General features: G+C 67.5%; 15 protein-coding genes. 9 read left to right on the top strand and 6 right to left on the bottom strand.

Going from position 1 to position 17,350, the window contains the following annotated elements; all coding sequences use genetic code 11:
• Positions 1 to 5: 5 nt before the first annotated feature.
• The 3 genes from prfB to AC5LXK_RS11265 form a co-directional block, all read right to left on the bottom strand.
• Positions 6 to 1,110, bottom strand: a protein-coding gene (gene prfB / locus AC5LXK_RS11275) for a peptide chain release factor 2 (RefSeq protein WP_155627123.1) whose coding sequence is annotated in 2 segments (ribosomal slippage) — positions 6 to 1,028 and positions 1,030 to 1,110 — 1,104 coding nt in all. Because the reading frame shifts where the segments join, the coding sequence is not laid out codon by codon here.
• A 156-nt stretch (positions 1,111 to 1,266) separates the two neighbouring features.
• Complete coding sequence (gene recJ, locus AC5LXK_RS11270; protein WP_493388902.1) at positions 1,267 to 2,964, bottom strand: single-stranded-DNA-specific exonuclease RecJ; 1,698 nt, start codon at positions 2,962 to 2,964, stop codon at positions 1,267 to 1,269.
• A gap of 13 nt (positions 2,965 to 2,977) precedes the next feature.
• Positions 2,978 to 4,054 carry a regulator gene (locus tag AC5LXK_RS11265; RefSeq protein WP_493388901.1) on the bottom strand — a complete coding sequence of 359 codons (1,077 nt, stop codon included), beginning with the start codon at positions 4,052 to 4,054 and terminating at the stop codon, positions 2,978 to 2,980.
• A 150-nt stretch (positions 4,055 to 4,204) separates the two neighbouring features.
• Between AC5LXK_RS11265 and AC5LXK_RS11260 the strand changes: the two genes are divergently transcribed.
• The 9 genes from AC5LXK_RS11260 to ftsB all read left to right on the top strand — a co-directional run bounded on the left by AC5LXK_RS11260 (position 4,205) and on the right by ftsB (position 15,230).
• Positions 4,205 to 5,458, top strand: coding sequence for a lipoprotein-releasing ABC transporter permease subunit (locus tag AC5LXK_RS11260; RefSeq protein WP_493388900.1), 1,254 nt, complete (start codon positions 4,205 to 4,207; stop codon positions 5,456 to 5,458).
• A complete protein-coding gene (gene lolD, locus AC5LXK_RS11255; RefSeq protein WP_493388899.1) occupies positions 5,451 to 6,209 on the top strand; it encodes a lipoprotein-releasing ABC transporter ATP-binding protein LolD in 759 nt (252 codons plus the stop codon). Before AC5LXK_RS11260 ends, lolD begins: the two co-directional genes overlap by 8 nt.
• Positions 6,210 to 6,276: 67 nt before the next feature.
• Positions 6,277 to 7,065, top strand: a complete 789-nt coding sequence (locus tag AC5LXK_RS11250) for a TatD family hydrolase (RefSeq protein ID WP_493388898.1) — start codon at positions 6,277 to 6,279, stop codon at positions 7,063 to 7,065.
• A gap of 57 nt (positions 7,066 to 7,122) precedes the next feature.
• Positions 7,123 to 9,606 carry a DNA internalization-related competence protein ComEC/Rec2 gene (locus tag AC5LXK_RS11245; RefSeq protein ID WP_493388897.1) on the top strand — a complete coding sequence of 828 codons (2,484 nt, stop codon included), beginning with the start codon at positions 7,123 to 7,125 and terminating at the stop codon, positions 9,604 to 9,606.
• 190 nt (positions 9,607 to 9,796) lie between these two features.
• Positions 9,797 to 10,642, top strand: a complete 846-nt coding sequence (locus AC5LXK_RS11240) for an alpha/beta fold hydrolase (RefSeq protein WP_493388896.1) — start codon at positions 9,797 to 9,799, stop codon at positions 10,640 to 10,642.
• Between the two features lie 181 nt (positions 10,643 to 10,823).
• The gene (pyrG, locus tag AC5LXK_RS11235; protein ID WP_493388895.1) at positions 10,824 to 12,482 is read left to right on the top strand and encodes a CTP synthase; all 1,659 of its coding nucleotides are present in this window, start codon (positions 10,824 to 10,826) and stop codon (positions 12,480 to 12,482) included.
• Positions 12,479 to 13,333 (top strand): 3-deoxy-8-phosphooctulonate synthase, encoded by an 855-nt coding sequence (gene kdsA / locus AC5LXK_RS11230; protein ID WP_047898480.1) that lies wholly within the window; start codon positions 12,479 to 12,481, stop codon positions 13,331 to 13,333. Before pyrG ends, kdsA begins: the two co-directional genes overlap by 4 nt.
• A 106-nt stretch (positions 13,334 to 13,439) precedes the next feature.
• Complete coding sequence (eno, locus tag AC5LXK_RS11225) at positions 13,440 to 14,723, top strand: phosphopyruvate hydratase (RefSeq protein WP_006478406.1); 1,284 nt, start codon at positions 13,440 to 13,442, stop codon at positions 14,721 to 14,723.
• A gap of 81 nt (positions 14,724 to 14,804) precedes the next feature.
• Positions 14,805 to 15,230, top strand: coding sequence for a cell division protein FtsB (gene ftsB / locus AC5LXK_RS11220; RefSeq protein ID WP_493388894.1), 426 nt, complete (start codon positions 14,805 to 14,807; stop codon positions 15,228 to 15,230).
• An 86-nt stretch (positions 15,231 to 15,316) separates the two neighbouring features.
• On the opposite strand, the gene AC5LXK_RS11215 is transcribed toward ftsB, so the two are convergent.
• From AC5LXK_RS11215 to AC5LXK_RS11205, 3 genes are all read right to left on the bottom strand, one after another.
• The gene (locus AC5LXK_RS11215) at positions 15,317 to 15,673 is read right to left on the bottom strand and encodes a hypothetical protein (RefSeq protein ID WP_493388893.1); all 357 of its coding nucleotides are present in this window, start codon (positions 15,671 to 15,673) and stop codon (positions 15,317 to 15,319) included.
• 135 nt (positions 15,674 to 15,808) lie between these two features.
• Positions 15,809 to 16,759, bottom strand: coding sequence for an Hsp33 family molecular chaperone HslO (gene hslO, locus AC5LXK_RS11210; protein WP_493388892.1), 951 nt, complete (start codon positions 16,757 to 16,759; stop codon positions 15,809 to 15,811).
• Between the two features lie 25 nt (positions 16,760 to 16,784).
• Positions 16,785 to 17,309, bottom strand: coding sequence for a gamma carbonic anhydrase family protein (locus AC5LXK_RS11205; protein ID WP_493388891.1), 525 nt, complete (start codon positions 17,307 to 17,309; stop codon positions 16,785 to 16,787).
• Positions 17,310 to 17,350 lie beyond the last annotated feature (41 nt).

The raw sequence follows: 17,350 nt of genomic DNA, 5'->3' as shown, positions 1-17,350 counted from the left end.
GGCGCTTACACGCCCTGTTTGAGGCTGGCGCTGATGAAGTCGTCGAGATCGCCGTCGAGCACCGCACGCGTGTTGCTCATTTCGACGTTCGTGCGCAGGTCCTTCACACGGCTCTGGTCGAGCACGTACGAGCGGATCTGGTGGCCCCAGCCCACATCGGTCTTGCTCGATTCGAGCTTGTCCTGTTCGGCCTGGCGCTTGCGCATTTCGACTTCGTACAGGCGCGACTTCAGCATCGCCATCGCTTCGGCGCGGTTGCGGTGCTGCGAGCGGTCGTTCTGGCACTGCACGACGATGCCGGTCGGCATGTGCGTGATCCGCACCGCGGAGTCGGTCTTGTTGATGTGCTGACCGCCCGCGCCCGATGCGCGGTACGTGTCGATGCGCAGGTCGGCCGGGTTGATCTCGACTTCGATCGAGTCGTCGATTTCCGGATAGACGAACACCGACGAGAACGACGTGTGGCGGCCGCCCGACGAGTCAAACGGCGATTTGCGCACGAGGCGGTGGATGCCCGTTTCGGTGCGCAGGAAGCCGTACGCGTATTCGCCCGTGACCTTGACCGTCGCGTTCTTGATGCCGGCAACGTCGCCGTCGGACTCTTCGAGCACTTCGGCCTTGAAGCCCTTGCGTTCGCAGTAGCGCAGGTACTGGCGCAGCAGCATCGATGCCCAGTCGCACGCCTCGGTACCGCCGGCGCCGGCCTGGATGTCGATGAAGCAGTTGTTCGGGTCGGCCGGGTTCGAGAACATCCGGCGGAACTCGATGTCGCCGACGCGTGCCTCGAGCTTCGCGGCGTCGTCTTCCGACGCGAGGAGCGTGTCCTCGTCGCCTTCCTCGCGCGCCAGCTCGAACAGGTCGAGCGCATCGCGCAGGTCGCTATCGAGTACGGTGAGCGTCGTGACGACGCCATCGAGCAGCTTCTTCTCGCGACCGAGCGCCTGGGCGTTCTTCGAATCGTTCCAGACGTTCGGGTCTTCGAGTTCCTTGTTGACTTCGGTCAGACGCGCAGCTTTGGCGTCGTAGTCAAAGATACCCCCGAAGCTCGCCCGCGCGGGTGCGCAGGTCGAGCAGGGAGCTTTCGATCGCGTTGAGACGTTCCGCTTCCATGATCGTTCGCTATTCTTGCTTCGTAAAAAAGCGGAATTATAGCCGATCGGCAGGGTTGCCCGGTGACGCAAACGGTGTCTGCCCGTGCGCCGCGGCCCCGTCCGGCGCGGCGTACGTGCGAATGAAGGCGCAGCGGCGGGCCGGGCGGCCCGTCGCTCAGCCGGCCGCGTGCTCGACGATCAGCTGGACGCGCGTGACGCCGTTCCACGTATCGGCGACGAGCCGGTACGCGACCAGCGCGCTCTCCGGCAGCGGCTCGGTGTGGTTGAACCAGATCGCATTGAAGCGCTGGCGGCCGCGTGCAAGCGTCAGCTTCAGGTGCTTTTCCTTCACGAGCGATTGCGACATGACGTCGAATTCGCCCGAGAAAAGCGGGGCCGGAAAGCCTTGTCCCCACACGGCTTCGTCGAGCAGCCCGACGAACTGCGGCGTGAAGTACGCGTCTTCGAGTTCGCCGTCGGTCTCGATCACGCGGGCGAGCGCGTCGTCGGACAGCCATTCGCGCGCGACGGCCTCGAACGCGGCCGCGAAGCGCGGCACGTTCTCGGTGTCGAGCGTGAGGCCGGCCGCCATCGCGTGGCCGCCGAACGCGACGATCAGGTCGGGCTCGCGCTTCGACACGAGGTCGAGTGCGTCGCGCAGGTGGAAGCCCGCGATCGACCGGCCGGAACCCTTGACCCGCTTGCCGTCTTCGTCGGCGTGCGCGAACGTGAACGACGGGCGGTGGAATTTTTCCTTGAGCCGGCCGGCGACGATGCCGATCACGCCCTGGTGCCATTCGGGATTGAACAGCGTGATCGTGCACGCGTCGGCCGGGTCGACGTCGGCGAGATCGGCGAGGGCCTGCTGCTGCATGCCGGCCTCGATCTCGCGGCGTTCACGGTTCATCACGTCGAGCTGCTGCGCGAGATCCCACGCGCGGCCGATGTCGTCGGTGATCAGGCACTCGATGCCGAGCGACATGTCGGACAGCCGGCCGGCGGCGTTCAGGCGCGGGCCGAGGCCGAAGCCGAGGTCGAAGCCCGACGCGGTGCGCGCTTCGCGCGCGGCGGCACGGAACAGCGCGGCGATGCCCGGCTGCATGCGGCCGTTGCGGATGCGCTGCAGCCCCTGCGCAACGAGCACGCGGTTGTTGCCGTCGAGCCGCACGACGTCGGCGACGGTGCCGAGTGCGACGAGGTCGAGCAGGCCGTCGAGGCGCGGCTCGGCTTCCTTGCTTGCGAACGCGCCGCGGCGGCGCAGCTCGGCGCGCAGCGCGAGCAGCACGTAGAACATCACGCCGACGCCGGCGATGTGCTTGCTCGGGAACGCGCAGCCCGGCTGGTTCGGGTTGACGATCGCACGGGCGGCGGGCAGTGCGTCGCCGGGCAGGTGGTGGTCGGTCACGAGCACGTCGATGCCGCGTGCATTCGCGGCTTCGACGCCTGCGACGCTCGCGATTCCGTTGTCGACGGTGATCAGCAGGTCGGGCTTGCGCGCGGCCGCGAGTTCGACGATCTCGGGCGTGAGGCCGTAACCGTATTCGAAGCGGTTCGGCACCAGATAGTCGATCTGCGCGCCGAACATCCGCAGGCCGCGCACCGCGACCGCGCAGGCGGTCGCGCCGTCGCAGTCGTAGTCGGCGACGACGAGCAGGCGCCGCTTGTCGGCGATCGCGTCGGCGAGCAGCGACGCTGCATCGGCGCAGCCTTTCAGCTCGGTGGGCGGGACGAGGCGCGCGAGCGCGGTTTCGATGTCGGCGGGCGACTGCACGCCGCGCGACGCGTACAGGCGCGCGAGAACGGGATGCAGGCCGTGGCGCGCGAGCACTTCGGCGTCGGCGGGCGCGACGGGGCGGGTAACGATCCGGGTCATACGGGTTGGCTTGTCATTCGAACAGGGAGGCGAGCGCGCGGCGGCGCCAGAACTTGCGCAGGTCGCCGCGCGTCGCGTGCAGCGTCACGGAACTCGTGTCGCCGCACAGCGTGAAATCGACGCTCGCCAGGTCGCCGTTCTGCAGCGCGGCGAGCGACGGCGCGAACCAGTCGCGCTCGAGTGCGGCGAGTCCGTCATGCCAGCGCGCCCAGTCCTGCTCGATGAACGGGGTGGTCAGCGCCGGCAGTTCGACGAGCGTTGCGCCGTCGGCGGCGGGCAGCGCGCCGAACGCCGCGGGCAGGCTGCCGGCTTCGGCTTGCGCGGCGCGCGCAAGGCCGAGCGCCGCGGGCGACGCGGACAGCACGCGCGCGAACGGCTTGCCGACCGGCTTCAGCGTGCCCTGTGCATGGAACCAGACCGAATTGACGGTCGGCAGCCCGCGCGCCTCGCGCGCTTCGTTGACCGGGTGCTGGAACCACGCCATCTGCACTTCGTTCTGCAGCTTCATCCACATCCGCGAGCGTTCGCCGGTGTGGGCCTCGTGCGGCAGCCAGATCTCGATGTTGCGGCCGCTCGCGCGCAGCGGCGCGGCGCCGGCCAGCCGGGCGAGCTGGTCGCTCGACAGGTACCAGCGTGCCGGGTTCGGCGCCTCGAGCCGCACGCCGAGCTCCTCGATCAGCGGCCGTGCGACCGCGAGCAACGCGGCCGCGTCGCCGTCGTCGAGTGCGAGGGCGGCCGGATCGACGAGCACCAGGTGATCGTGTGCGATTTCGACGTGCACGGGCTCGACGCACGCCCATGCCTGCGTGCCGGGGTCGCCGCCGTCCGCCAGCAGCATGTAGGGCGCGAGCGGTGCTTCGTCCGCGGCGTTGCCCCGGGTCGCGCCGAACTGGCGGGCCAGCCAGCGCTCGTGCGGCAGCGTACGCTGGAAGTCTTCGCCGGCCACGCGCTCGACGAGGCTCGCACGGGCGAGCAACTTTTCGAGCGCGGGGCTGTCCAGCGTGTGCAGGGACGAGGCCGCATCGGCCGCCGACGGCAGCGCGAACGGAACGAGAAAATGGAGGCGTCGGTCGTGCATGATGGTGCGCATTGTATGGCAAACTGCGCGCGTGATCGGGCCGGCTGACGGCCCGTTCGCGTCCGGCGGCCGTTTTTCGACCGTGCCCGGGCCGGTGGCCGCCGCCGGGCGGCGGTCCGGCCGCGGGGTGCCTCCCCGCCGTAACCAGCAGAAAGGATTCGCTTGAAACTTCCGTACGAATGGCAGATCGGCTGGCGCTACACGCGCGCCGGCAAACGCACGACCGGTAACGGCTTCATTTCCTTCATCGCGCTCGTGTCGATGCTCGGGATCGCGCTCGGCGTCGCGGCGCTGATCGTCGTGCTGTCGGTGATGAACGGCTTCCAGAAGGAAGTGCGCGACCGCATGCTGTCGGTGCTCGCGCACGTCGAGGTGTTCTCGCCGACGGGCTCGATGCCCGACTGGCAACTGACCGCGCAGGAAGCGCGCCGCAACCCGTCGGTGATCGGCGCGGCGCCGTACGTCGATGCGCAGGCGCTGCTCACGCGCCAGGACGCCGTGAGCGGCGTGATGCTGCGCGGCGTCGAGCCGACGCTCGAGCCGGAAGTGTCGGACATCGGCAAGGACATGAAGGCCGGCCAGCTCGGCGCGCTCGTGCCGGGCCAGTTCGGCATCGTGCTCGGCGATGCGCTTGCGGGCAACCTCGGCGTGACGGTCGGGGACAAGGTCACGCTCGTCGCGCCCGAAGGCTCGATCACGCCGGCCGGCATGATGCCGCGCCTGAAGCAGTTCACGGTCGTGGGCGTATTCGAGTCGGGGCACTACGAATACGACAGCACGCTCGCGATGATCAACATCCGCGACGCCGAGGCGCTGTTCCGGATGTCCGCGCCGACCGGCGTGCGGCTGCGGCTGACGGACATGCAGAAGGCGCCGCAGGTCGCGGTCGAGCTGTCGCACACGCTGTCGGGCAGCCTGTACATCCGCGACTGGACGCAGCAGAACAAGACGTGGTTCTCGGCCGTGCAGATCGAGAAGCGGATGATGTTCATCATCCTCACGCTGATCATCGCGGTGGCCGCGTTCAACCTCGTGTCGTCGCTCGTGATGACGGTGACCAACAAGCAGGCCGATATCGCGATCCTGCGCACGCTCGGCGCGCAGCCGGGTTCGATCATGAAGATCTTCGTCGTGCAGGGCGTGACGATCGGCTTCGTCGGCACGGCGTCCGGCGTCGCGCTCGGCTGCCTGATCGCGTGGAGCATTCCGTGGCTGATCCCGATGATCGAGCATCTGTTCGGCGTGCAGTTCCTGCCGCCGTCGGTGTACTTCATCAGCGAGCTGCCGTCCGAACTCGTCGCGAGCGACGTGATCCGGATCGGGCTGATCGCATTCGCGCTGTCGGCCGTCGCGACGCTCTATCCGAGCTGGCGCGGCGCGAAGGTGAAGCCGGCGGAGGCGCTCCGCTATGAATGACCGCGCGACCGCATTGGCGGATTCACGACAACCCAACAGACAGGATTCGGCAGGTATGCAGGAATACGTGCTTCAGGCGCGCGGGATCACGAAGGCGTTCGTACAGGGCGGCTTCAACGTGCAGGTGCTCGACAATACCGAGCTGACGGTGCGGCGCGGCGAGAAGCTCGCGGTCGTCGGGGCGTCCGGTTCCGGCAAGAGCACGCTGCTGCACGTGCTCGGCGGGCTCGACGAACCGAGCGCGGGCGAGGTGTCGCTGCTCGGCAAGCCGTTTACGCAACTCGCCGAGCGCGAGCGCAACGAACTGCGCAACCGCGCGCTCGGCTTCGTCTATCAGTTCCATCACCTGCTGCCCGAATTCACCGCGCTCGACAACGTCGCGATGCCGTTGCGCATCCGCCGGATGACGACCGAGGCTGCGCGCGAGCAGGCACAGACGATGCTTGAGCGGGTCGGTCTCGGCCCGCGTGCGAAGCACCGGCCGGGCGAGCTGTCGGGCGGCGAGCGTCAGCGTGTCGCGATCGCGCGCGCACTGGTCACGAAGCCGGCGTGCGTGCTCGCGGACGAGCCGACCGGCAACCTCGACGGCGCGACGGCCGACACGGTGTTCAACCTGATGCTCGAACTGTCCGAGACGCTTGAAACGAGCTTCGTGATCGTCACGCACGATCCCGATCTCGCTGCGCGCTGCGACCGCATCATGCGGTTGCGCGACGGTGTGCTGCACGAGGAGCCGGCGCTGCCGGTGTAAGAAGCGAATGCCTTTGGCCGGCCGCCGGGTTCGTCCCGGCGCGGTTCAAGGGCGCAGGAAAGCCGCCATGTGGATCGATACGCACTGTCATCTCGATGCCGCCGAGTTCGATGCCGACCGCGACACGGTCGCGCAGGCGGCACACGCGGCCGGCGTGTCGCGCATCGTGATCCCGAGCGTCGGGCGCGACAACTTCACGACGGTGCGCGAGCTCGCGCACCGCACGCCGGGCGCGGTCTATGCGCTCGGCATCCACCCGATGTTCACGCCGCACGCGCGGGACGAGGACCTCGATCGCCTGCGCATGGAGATCGAAGCGAGCCTCGACGATCCGCGCTTTGTCGCGATCGGCGAGATCGGCCTCGACTACTTCATACCGGGGCTCGACGAAGACCGGCAGCAGTTCTTCTATCAGGGGCAGCTCAGGCTGGCGCGCGAATTCGACCTGCCCGTGCTGTGCCACGTGCGCAAATCGCAGGATCGCGTGCTCGCCGGCCTGCGCCGTTTCGGCGTGCGACGCGGCATCGCGCATGCGTTCAACGGCAGTTTCCAGCAGGCCGAAGCGTATCTCGTGCAAGGGCTGCATCTCGGCTTCGGCGGCAACGTGACCTTCGCGCGTGCGCTGCAGATCCGACGGCTCGCCACCGAGTTGCCGCTCGACGCGCTCGTCGTCGAGACCGACGCGCCCGACATCGCGCCCGAATGGGCATACAAATCCCGCAACACACCCGACCAGGTGCCGCGCATCGGCGACGTGCTCGCCGAACTGCGCGGGCTCGACGCCGGCGAAGTGTCCCTATGCACTTCGGCCAACGCGCTCGCCGCGCTGCCGCGACTCGCCCTTTCGTCCGCATAATCGTTGCCGGAAGGCGCCGCAATTACCGGGGCGGCGCCAGGTCGACGAGGAGGCGGAATGCGCGTGGGGTGGATCGCGTTCGCGCTCGGCGTCGTCGTGCTGCAGCGGCAGGCGGCGTTGCCGGATGCGATCGGATGGATGGCCGGTGCGGTCGTGCTTGTCGGATGCGCGGCGCTGGGCGTGTGTTGCATACGTCGTCGGCGCACGCGGACGACTGCCGTACTCGGATGGGCGCTGTGCGCGCTCGCGGCGTGCGTCGCGGGATTCGGTTATGCGGCCGTGCGCGCCGAATGGCGGCTGAGCGACAGCTTGCCCGCGGAATGGGAAGGGCGCGACATCGTTGTCACGGGCGTGATCCGGGGATTGCCCGTCGTCGACGAGACAGGCGCGCGGCTGCTGTTCGCGGTCGAGTCGAACGATGCGGGGCTGGCCCGTTTCCCGCCGTTGATCCGGTTGTCGTGGCGCGCGTATGGCGCGGCTGCCACACGCGATCCGCTTCCTGACCTGCGTGCCGCACAGCGTTGGCGCTTCGTCGTGCGTCTCAAGCGCCCGCATGCCGAGGCCAATCCCGGCGTACGCGACAGCGAGGCGGCGTGGCTTGCCGCGGGCATTCGTGCGATCGGCTATGTCAGCGCGCCGCGTCGGGCGGCATTGCTCGATGCGAACGCGTCGGGATGGCGCGAGGCGATCGATCGGGTGCGCGATGCGCTGCGGGCCCGCATCGGCAAAACGCTCGGTGGCGGCGCCGCGCATCGCGGCATCGTTGCCGCGCTCGCGATCGGTGATCAGTCGGGCATCGGCGACGACGACTGGCGCGTCCTGCGCAACACGGGTACGAGTCACCTGGTCGCGATTTCCGGCCTGCATGTCGGGCTGGTCGGTGCAATCGCCGGCGGGCTTGTGTCGATGGTCTGGCGCCGCGTGCGCTGGCGTGCACGGGCTGCGACGCTCGTATTGCCCGCGCCGTACGCGGCTGCGCTTGCCGCGCTGGCGGCTGCGGCCGCCTATGCGGCGCTCGCCGGCTTCAACGTGCCGGCACAACGCGCGTGGTGGATGATCGCGGGCGGCGGCATCGCGTATCTGGCCGGGCGCAGCGTGCCGACTTCCGCCGTGCTGTGCGCGGCGCTCGGCGGCGTGCTGCTTGCCGATCCGTGGGCCGTACTGTCGGCCGGGTTCTGGCTGTCGTTCGGCGCGGTTGCCGTGATCCTGCTGGCCGTCGCCGGCTGGCGTGCGGTGCGCGAGGCCGATGTGGACGACGACGAGGCCCGCGACGCGGCCGGCTTGCCGGACCGGCTGCGCGCGTGGGGCAAGCGTGCCGGACGCAGCATCGCCGAGGCTACGCGCGTGCAGTATGCGGTGACGATCGGTCTCGCGCCGCTCACGGCTGCGTGGTTCGCGCAGATTTCGCTGTCGGGGCCGTTCGGCAATGCGTTCGCGATTCCGTGGGTCAGCTCGGTCGTGACGCCGGTCGTGCTGGCCGGTATCGCGCTGCCTGCACCGTTCGATGCCTATGCGTTCCGGCTTGCCCACGCGGCGCTCGAACCGATGATGGCGTTGCTCGGACACCTTGCCGACTGGCCCGCCGGCGTGTTCTGGCTGCGCATGCCCGACTGGCCGGTGCTGGCGCTGGCGTGCGTGGGCGTCGCCTGGGCGCTGATGCCGCGCGGCTGGCCGCTGCGCTGGGCGGCGCCGCTCACATGGCTGCCGCTCGTCGTGCCGGCACCCGATTCGCCGCCGCCGGGCGGCTTCCGGATGACCGTGCTCGACGTCGGGCAGGGCGCGTCGGTGCTGGTCGAAACCGCGCGCCGGACCTTGCTGTTCGATGCGGGGCCGGGCGCGGAATCGACCCATGCCGGCACGCGGATCGTCGCGCCGGCGTTGCGCTCGCGCGGCATCGCGGTCATCGATACGCTCGTGCTCAGTCACGCGGACGCCGATCATGCGGGCGGCGCACCGGCCGTCTATGCGGCGGCCGACGTGCGTCAACTGCTGGCCGGCATTCCGCCGAAGAGCCGGCTGTGGCGCGATGCATCCGCCGCCGGCGTCGCCGACCGGCTGCCATGCTCGGCCGGACAGCGCTGGACCTGGGACGGCGTCGCTTTCACGATGCTGTGGCCGCAAGGCGTGCCGGGCAAGGGCTCGTCGAACGGGCAGTCGTGCGTGTTGCGCATCGATGCGGGTGGCACGTCCGCGCTGCTGACGGGCGACGTCGATGCGCGCGGCGAGCGCCAGCTCGTGGGCGCCGCGCGCGACATGCTGGCCGCGCAGATCCTGGTGGTGCCTCACCATGGCAGCCGCACGTCGTCGGTCGAGCCTTTCCTCGATTCGGTCGGGCCGCGCGTCGCGGTATTTCCTGTAGGCTATCGCAATCGTTTCGGGCATCCGCACCGGAGCGTCCTCGCCCGCTACGAGGCGCGCGGGATTCCGCTGCCGCGCACCGATCGCGATGGCGCCATACGGTTCGACGTCGCGCCGGCCGGCGGCGGGTTTGCATTCGGGCGCTATCGCGACGAACGACGCCGGTACTGGATGGACCGGTGAGCGCGGCGAAGGCCCGGGTTTCGGAAAAGACAGCCTGGGGCCGGCGTAAAGAGCCGAAGCACGGTCCCGGCAGAACGCGAAGCAGGAGACAGGAGCCAGGGTTGGAACACTCACTCCCGTCGACCGCAAAGCATGAGGCTGGAGCCGGCGCTGAAGCGCCAGCTCCAGCCGACAAAGGAGACATCGGCGTTTGAAGGACATCCTCCACTTCTCGCATGCGAACGGCTTCCCGGCGTCGACGTACCGCACGATCTTCGCCGAGCTGGCCGACGACTACGAGCTGCGCTACATCGAGCGGATCGGCCACGACCGCCGCTACCCGGTGACGCGCGACTGGCCGCATCTCGTCGAGCAGCTGCTCGACGACATCGGCAGCCGCTACGAGCGCCCGGTGTGGCTTGTCGGCCATTCGCTCGGCGGCTACCTGTCGCTGATGGCCGCGCTGAAGAAACCGCAATGGGTGCGCGGCGTCGTGATGATCGATTCGCCGATCATCGCGGGCTGGCGTGCCGGTGCGCTGCGCGCCAGCCAGTGGGCCGGACTCGACGAACGGTTGTCGCCGGCCGCCGCGACGCGCAACCGGCGCACGCGCTGGGTGAGTCGCGACGACGTCTGGCGGCACTTTCGCGAGAAGCCGGCATTCGCGCGCTGGGACGAACGGATGCTGGCCGACTACATCGACTACGGGATTCCGCAGGCCGGCGCCGACGGTGAGCGTGCGCTCGCGTTCGACCGGCAGGTCGAATACCTGATCTACCGGACGCTGCCGCACACGCTCGGCCCGCGGCTCGCGCACGGCGCGCCGGTGCCGCTCGGCTTTCTCGCCGGCACGCGCTCGCGCGAAGTGCGGCAGGTCGGACTCGATGCGACGCGGCGCGCGGCGCGCGGGCGCGTCGAGTGGCTGGAAGGCAGCCACCTGTTCCCGATGGAGCGCCCGCTCGAGACCGCCCGCGCATTGCAGCGGATGCTGAATTCGCTGAAGGCCGCGGAGGAGGGTGTTTCGGGGGGCGGCGCACCGCTCGCGAAGCGCGCCTGACGCCGTCGTCCGGTGGCCGGGCCGCGCCTGGGCACGGGCCCGTCGCGCCGGCCGGGCGGCCGGTTCGCCGCGGCGCGCACGACTGGCGCGGGCCGGCGCGAAAGGGCGCGATCATCACGCCAATTGCTGAGAGAAGGGCGGGCTTTACGGTATAATCCGTTTTTCCCGCGAGCATCCAGCGATGACCAAATATGTTTTCGTCACCGGCGGCGTAGTTTCTTCCCTTGGCAAGGGTATTGCCGCCGCTTCCCTCGCCGCGATCCTCGAATCGCGCGGTCTGAAAGTCACCCTCCTCAAACTCGATCCCTACATCAACGTCGACCCCGGCACGATGAGCCCGTTCCAGCACGGCGAAGTGTTCGTGACGGAAGACGGAGCGGAGACCGACCTCGACCTTGGCCACTATGAGCGCTTCATCAGCACGAAGATGCGCAAGGCCAACAACTTCACGACCGGCCAGATCTACGAATCGGTGATCCGCAAGGAACGCCGCGGCGACTATCTCGGCAAGACCGTGCAGGTCATCCCGCACATCACGAACGAAATCCAGGCATTCATCGAGCGCGGGGCCGCGTCGGCCACCTGCGGCGAGCCGGATGTCGCGATCGTCGAGATCGGCGGCACGGTCGGCGACATCGAGTCGCTGCCGTTCCTCGAAGCCGCGCGCCAGATGAGCCTGCGCCTCGGCCGCAACAGCGCGTGCTTCGTGCACCTGACGCTGGTGCCGTACGTCGCGACGGCCGGCGAACTGAAGACGAAGCCGACCCAGCACAGCGTGCAGAAGCTGCGCGAGATCGGCATCCTGCCGCACGTGCTGCTGTGCCGTGCGGATCGCCCGATCCCCGACGACGAGTCGAAGAAGATCTCGATGTTCTCGAACGTCCCCGAAGACGCCGTGATCTCGGTGTGGGACGCCGACAGCATCTACAAGATTCCGCAGATGCTGCACGACCAGGGCCTCGACCGGATCATCTGCGAAGAGCTGAAGCTGTCGCCGAAGGACGCCGACCTGAGCATGTGGTCGGCGCTCGTCGAGAAGCTGGAAAACCCGAAGCACGAAGTCACGATCGGCATGGTCGGCAAGTACGTCGACCTGACCGAGTCGTACAAGTCGCTGATCGAGGCGCTGCGCCATGCGTCGATCCACACGTCGACCAAGGTCAACATCGAGTACATCGACTCGGAAGAGATCGAGACGAACGGTGTCGACAGCCTGAAGCATCTCGACGCCGTGCTGGTGCCGGGCGGTTTCGGCCGTCGCGGCACGGAAGGCAAGATCGCGGCGGTCCGCTATGCGCGCGAAGCCAGGGTGCCGTATCTCGGCATCTGCCTCGGCATGCAGCTCGCGGTGATCGAATTCGCGCGCGACGTCGTCGGCCTGAAGCAGGCGAACAGCACGGAATTCGAGCCGGACACGCCGGAACGCGTGGTCGCGCTGATCACCGAATGGTACGACCGCGACGGCAAGGTCGAGACGCGCACCGAGGAATCCGATCTGGGCGGCACGATGCGCCTGGGTTCGCAGCGCTGCCCGATCAAGCCGGGCACGATGGCGGAAGAGATCTATGGCAAGGACGTGAACGAACGCCATCGCCACCGTTATGAAGTCAATAACCGCTTCGTGCCCCAGCTCGAAGCCGGCGGCCTTATCATCAGCGCCCGTACCCCGAGCGAGGATCTGCCGGAAATGATGGAGCTGCCGCGTTCGATGCACCCGTGGTTCGTCGGCGTCCAGTTCCACCCGGAATTCACGTCCACGCCGCGTGACGGTCATCCCCTGTTCAAGTCGTTCGTCGAAGCCGCGCTCGCCAACAAGCAAGCGCGCGGAGTGCAAGCATGAAGCTGTGCGATTTCGAGGTCGGTCTCGACAAGCCTTTCTTCCTGATCGCGGGTACCTGCGTCGTCGAATCGGAGCAAATGACGATCGACACGGCGGGCCGCCTGAAGGAGATCTGCGAGAAGCTGAACGTTCCGTTCATCTACAAGTCGTCCTACGACAAGGCAAACCGCAGCTCGGGCAAATCGTTTCGCGGCCTCGGAATGGACGAGGGCCTGCGGATCCTGTCCGAGGTGAAGCGTCAGCTCGGCCTGCCGGTGCTGACCGACGTGCATTCGATCGACGAGATCGAGCAGGTCGCGTCGGTCGTCGACGTGCTGCAGACGCCGGCGTTCCTGTGCCGCCAGACCGACTTCATCCATGCGTGCGCGCGCTCGGGCAAGCCCGTCAACATCAAGAAGGGCCAGTTCCTCGCGCCGCACGACATGAAGAACGTGATCGACAAGGCGCGCGACGCGGCACGCGAGGCGGGGCTGTCGGAAGACCGCTTCATGGCGTGCGAGCGCGGTGTCTCGTTCGGCTACAACAATCTCGTGTCGGACATGCGTTCGCTCGCGATCATGCGCGAGACGAACGCGCCGGTCGTGTTCGACGCGACCCATTCGGTGCAGTTGCCGGGCGGGCAGGGCACGAGCTCGGGCGGCCAGCGCGAATTCGTGCCGGTGCTCGCACGGGCAGCAGTTGCGACGGGCGTCGCGGGCCTTTTCATGGAAACGCATCCGAATCCGGCGGAAGCGAAGTCGGACGGCCCGAATGCGGTGCCGCTGAACCGGATGGGTGCGCTGCTGGAGACCCTCGTCACGCTCGACCAGGCGGTGAAGCGCAATCCGTTCCTGGAAAACGATTTCAATTAAAGATCGAATGAACCTTGCGACGGCTTTGCGCGTCTGTAGCAAAAGCGGTTCCGGCACGCATGCCGTCGCAGTTTGAAGAATCCATCGTCATTCTCAGAGGAAACCCATGAGTGCCATCGTAGATATCATCGGCCGCGAGATTCTGGATTCGCGCGGCAACCCCACCGTCGAATGCGACGTGCTGCTCGAATCGGGCACGATGGGCCGCGCGGCGGTGCCGTCGGGCGCGTCCACCGGCTCGCGTGAAGCGATCGAACTGCGCGACGGCGAAGCCGGCCGCTACAACGGCAAGGGCGTGCTGAAGGCAGTCGAGCACATCAACACCGAAATCTCCGAAGCCATCATGGGCCTCGACGCGTCGGAACAGGCGTTCCTCGACAAGACGCTGCTCGAGCTGGACGGCACCGACAACAAGTCGCGCCTCGGCGCGAACGCGATGCTGGCCGTGTCGATGGCCGTCGCGAAGGCAGCGGCTGAAGAAGCCGGCCTGCCGCTGTACCGCTACTTCGGCGGTTCGGGTGCAATGCAACTGCCGGTGCCGATGATGAACATCGTCAACGGCGGCGCACACGCGAACAACAGCCTCGACATCCAGGAATTCATGATCGTCCCGGTCAGCCAGCCGACGTTCCGTGAAGCCCTGCGTTGCGGCGCGGAAGTGTTCCACGCACTGAAGAAGATCCTGAGCGACCGCGGCATGAGCACGGCAGTCGGCGACGAAGGCGGTTTCGCACCGAACTTCGGCAGCAACGACGAGTGCCTGTCGACGATCCTGCAGGCGATCGAGAAAGCCGGCTACCGTGCGGGCGAAGACGTGCTGCTCGCGCTCGACTGCGCGGCATCCGAGTTCTACCACGACGGCAAGTACCAGCTCGCGGGTGAAGGCCTGCAACTGTCGTCGGCTGAATTCACCGACTACCTCGCGACGCTCGCCGACAAGTTCCCGATCGTGTCGATCGAGGACGGCATGCACGAAAGCGACTGGGACGGCTGGAAGCTGCTGACCGACCGCCTCGGCAAGAAGGTGCAGCTCGTCGGCGACGACCTGTTCGTCACGAACACGCGCATCCTGAAGGAAGGCATCGAGAAGGGCATCGCGAACTCGATTCTCATCAAGATCAACCAGATTGGTACGCTGACCGAAACGTTCGCGGCGATCGAGATGGCGAAGCGCGCGGGCTACACGGCCGTGATCTCGCACCGCTCGGGCGAAACGGAAGATTCGACGATCGCGGATATCGCGGTCGGCCTGAACGCCGGTCAGATCAAGACGGGTTCGCTGTCGCGCAGCGACCGTATCTCGAAGTACAACCAGCTGCTGCGCATCGAGGAAGATCTCGGCGACATCGCGAGCTACCCGGGTAAATCGGCTTTCTATAACCTGCGCTAACGCGCTACTATCGGGTTCGTCATATCGACGCCGCTCTGTGCATGTGCGCGGAGCGGCGCTTCTTATATCTGCGTCTCTTACATGCGGCTTGTCACTGTCGTCCTGATTGCCTTGCTGGCGCTCATTCAGTACCCCCTATGGTGGGGACACGGCGGCTGGCTGCGGGTGCATGAATTGCGTCAGCAGCTCGACGACCAGCTCCAGAAGAATGCGGACGAGAAGCTGCGCAACGAGCGTACGGCCGGCGAAGTGCAGGATCTGCAGAGCGGCACGGCGGCCATCGAGGAGCGTGCGCGCTACGAGATGGGCATGGTGAAGGACGGCGAAGTATTCGTGCAGTTCGTGTCGCCCAATGCGCCTGCAGGACCGCTGAACAATACGCCGGCGGACACGTCCACGCGCGGTGCCGTATCCGCGGCGCCGGTGCGTGTCGTGCCGAATCCGCAGTCGATCGCGAGGCCGTCGCGGCATCATGGCGGCGACAAGGGCAAGGCGACGCATCACTGATTGCGGTAGCTCGAACCCATTGAAAAAGCGCGGGAAATGCCGCGCTTTTTTATTTCCTGCCAGTCATCAATCGGTCGGGCAACCGCTCACCACCACCAGCCCGGGTAACCGTAGCTGATCCCCGATCCCCAGCGATTTCCCCATCCGCCGTAGTACCCGCCGTAGACCGTCACGGGCGGCGGCGAGTAATAGGCCCACGCGCGCGCAGCCGCCTCGGCTGCCATCGCGTTGTTCTGCTCGCGCAGTACCTGCCGGTCGATCTCGTCGTAGCGCTTGCGCTCGGCGCTCGACAGCACGGGCGGCTGGCCGCCCGACGCGCCCGCTTCGGGCAGGCGGCTCAGGATCGTGGCGGTCGGTGGCGGCATCGCGCAGCCGGCAAGCGCGAGCGTACCGGCGGCGACGCTCGTCAGGACGATGGTGCGAAACGGACGGGGGCGATTCATGTATCTCTCCAGCAACGCGCCGACGGCGGGAAGCGGCTTGCGCCGAAGGCGGGGCCTCCGGCGCCGAAGCCATGCGTACGGCGCTCGTGCGTCATTATGCGCTCGTGCCCGGATGGGACGCAGCGGGCGCGCCGCTCAGTGACGCTGGTCGGTTGCCGGCGCAATGCCGGTTTCGACGCCGGGCGCTGCGAACAACTGCGCGACGTCCACGGGATCGAATTCGTAGCGCTGGTTGCAGAACTCGCAGTGGATCTCGACGTGGCCGCGCTCGACGATCACGCTGTCGACCTCTTCTTGGCCGAGCATGCGTAGCATCGCGCCGACCTTCTCGCGCGAGCACGAGCACTGGAAGCGCGTGCCGGCCGGTTCGAAGTGCTGCACGTTTTCCTGCCAGAACAGCCGGCGGAACACGACTTCCGGTTCGACCTCGAGCAGTTCCTTCGCGGACAGCGTGCCGCCGAGCGCGCATACGCGTTCCCACGTATCGATATCGGTTTCGGCGTTGCGCGGCACGATGCCGCCGTCGCCCGGCAGCTTCTGCAGCAGCATGCCGACCGCGCGGTCGCGATCGGCCGCGAGCCACAGCCGCGTATCGAGCTGCTCCGAGTGGTGCATGTAGTGCTCGAGCACCTGCGACACCGATTCGAGCGGGCCGTCGACGCCGTTCAGCGGCACGATGCCCTGGTACGGCTGCTGGCCCGGCAGCTTGTCGGCCGGGTCGAGCGTGATCACGCAGCGGCCGTGGCCGCTCGCGTTGACGAGCGACGCGAAGCTCGTGTCGTCGCCGATCGTTTGCGCCGCGTCGCCGGCGAACTTCGCGGTGGCCCGCATCGACAGATCCGAGCCGCACTGGACGACCAGCATCTGGATCGGCCCGTCGCCGAAGATCTGCATGATCAGGGTGCCGTGGAATTTCAGGTTCGCGGACAGCAGCGCGCACGCGGCCATCATCTCGCCGAGCACCGTGCGCGCCGGGGCGGGGTAGTCGCGGCGGGCGAGCACTTCCTGCCACGTATTGCGCAGCGAAACGATCTCGCCGCGCACGGGCGCCGCATTGAACATGAATTTCTGTAACTGGTCGCTCACTCTTCTTCCTTGAAATCCGTACGAATCACCCGATCCGCACGAGTTGCTCCTTGAAATGCGCGCGCCGCTCGACGTACGTCTTCGCGTTTGCGCGCAGCCGCGCAATGTCTTCCGCCGACAGCTCGCGCACGACTTTCGCCGGTGCGCCGAGAATCAGCGAGTTGTCCGGGAACGTCTTGCCTTCCGTCACGACCGCGCCGGCACCAACCAGACAGTTGCGGCCGATGACCGCTCCATTCAAGACCACCGCCTGAATCCCGATCAGCGAACCTTCGCCGATCGTGCAGCCGTGCAGCATCGCCTGGTGCCCGATCGTCACGTTGTCGGCAATCGTCAGCGGAAAGCCCGGGTCCGTATGCAGGACCGCGCCTTCCTGGACGTTGCTGCCGGCGCCGACCGTAATCGTCTCGTTGTCGCCGCGAATCGTCGCGCCGAACCATACGCTCGCGTTCTCCTCGAGCACGACCTTGCCGATGATGGCCGCCGTATCGGCGACGAATACGCTTTCGTGGATCGTCGGGGCCGTATCGCCCAGCTTGTAGATCGTCACGGAGTCTCCTTGTCTCTTCGATGATGGGCGCCGGTAGAATG

Source organism: Burkholderia pulmonis, assembly GCF_984667975.1.
Note: the sequence above shows the minus strand (reverse complement) of the source record. Positions and strands in the feature narration are given on the sequence as shown.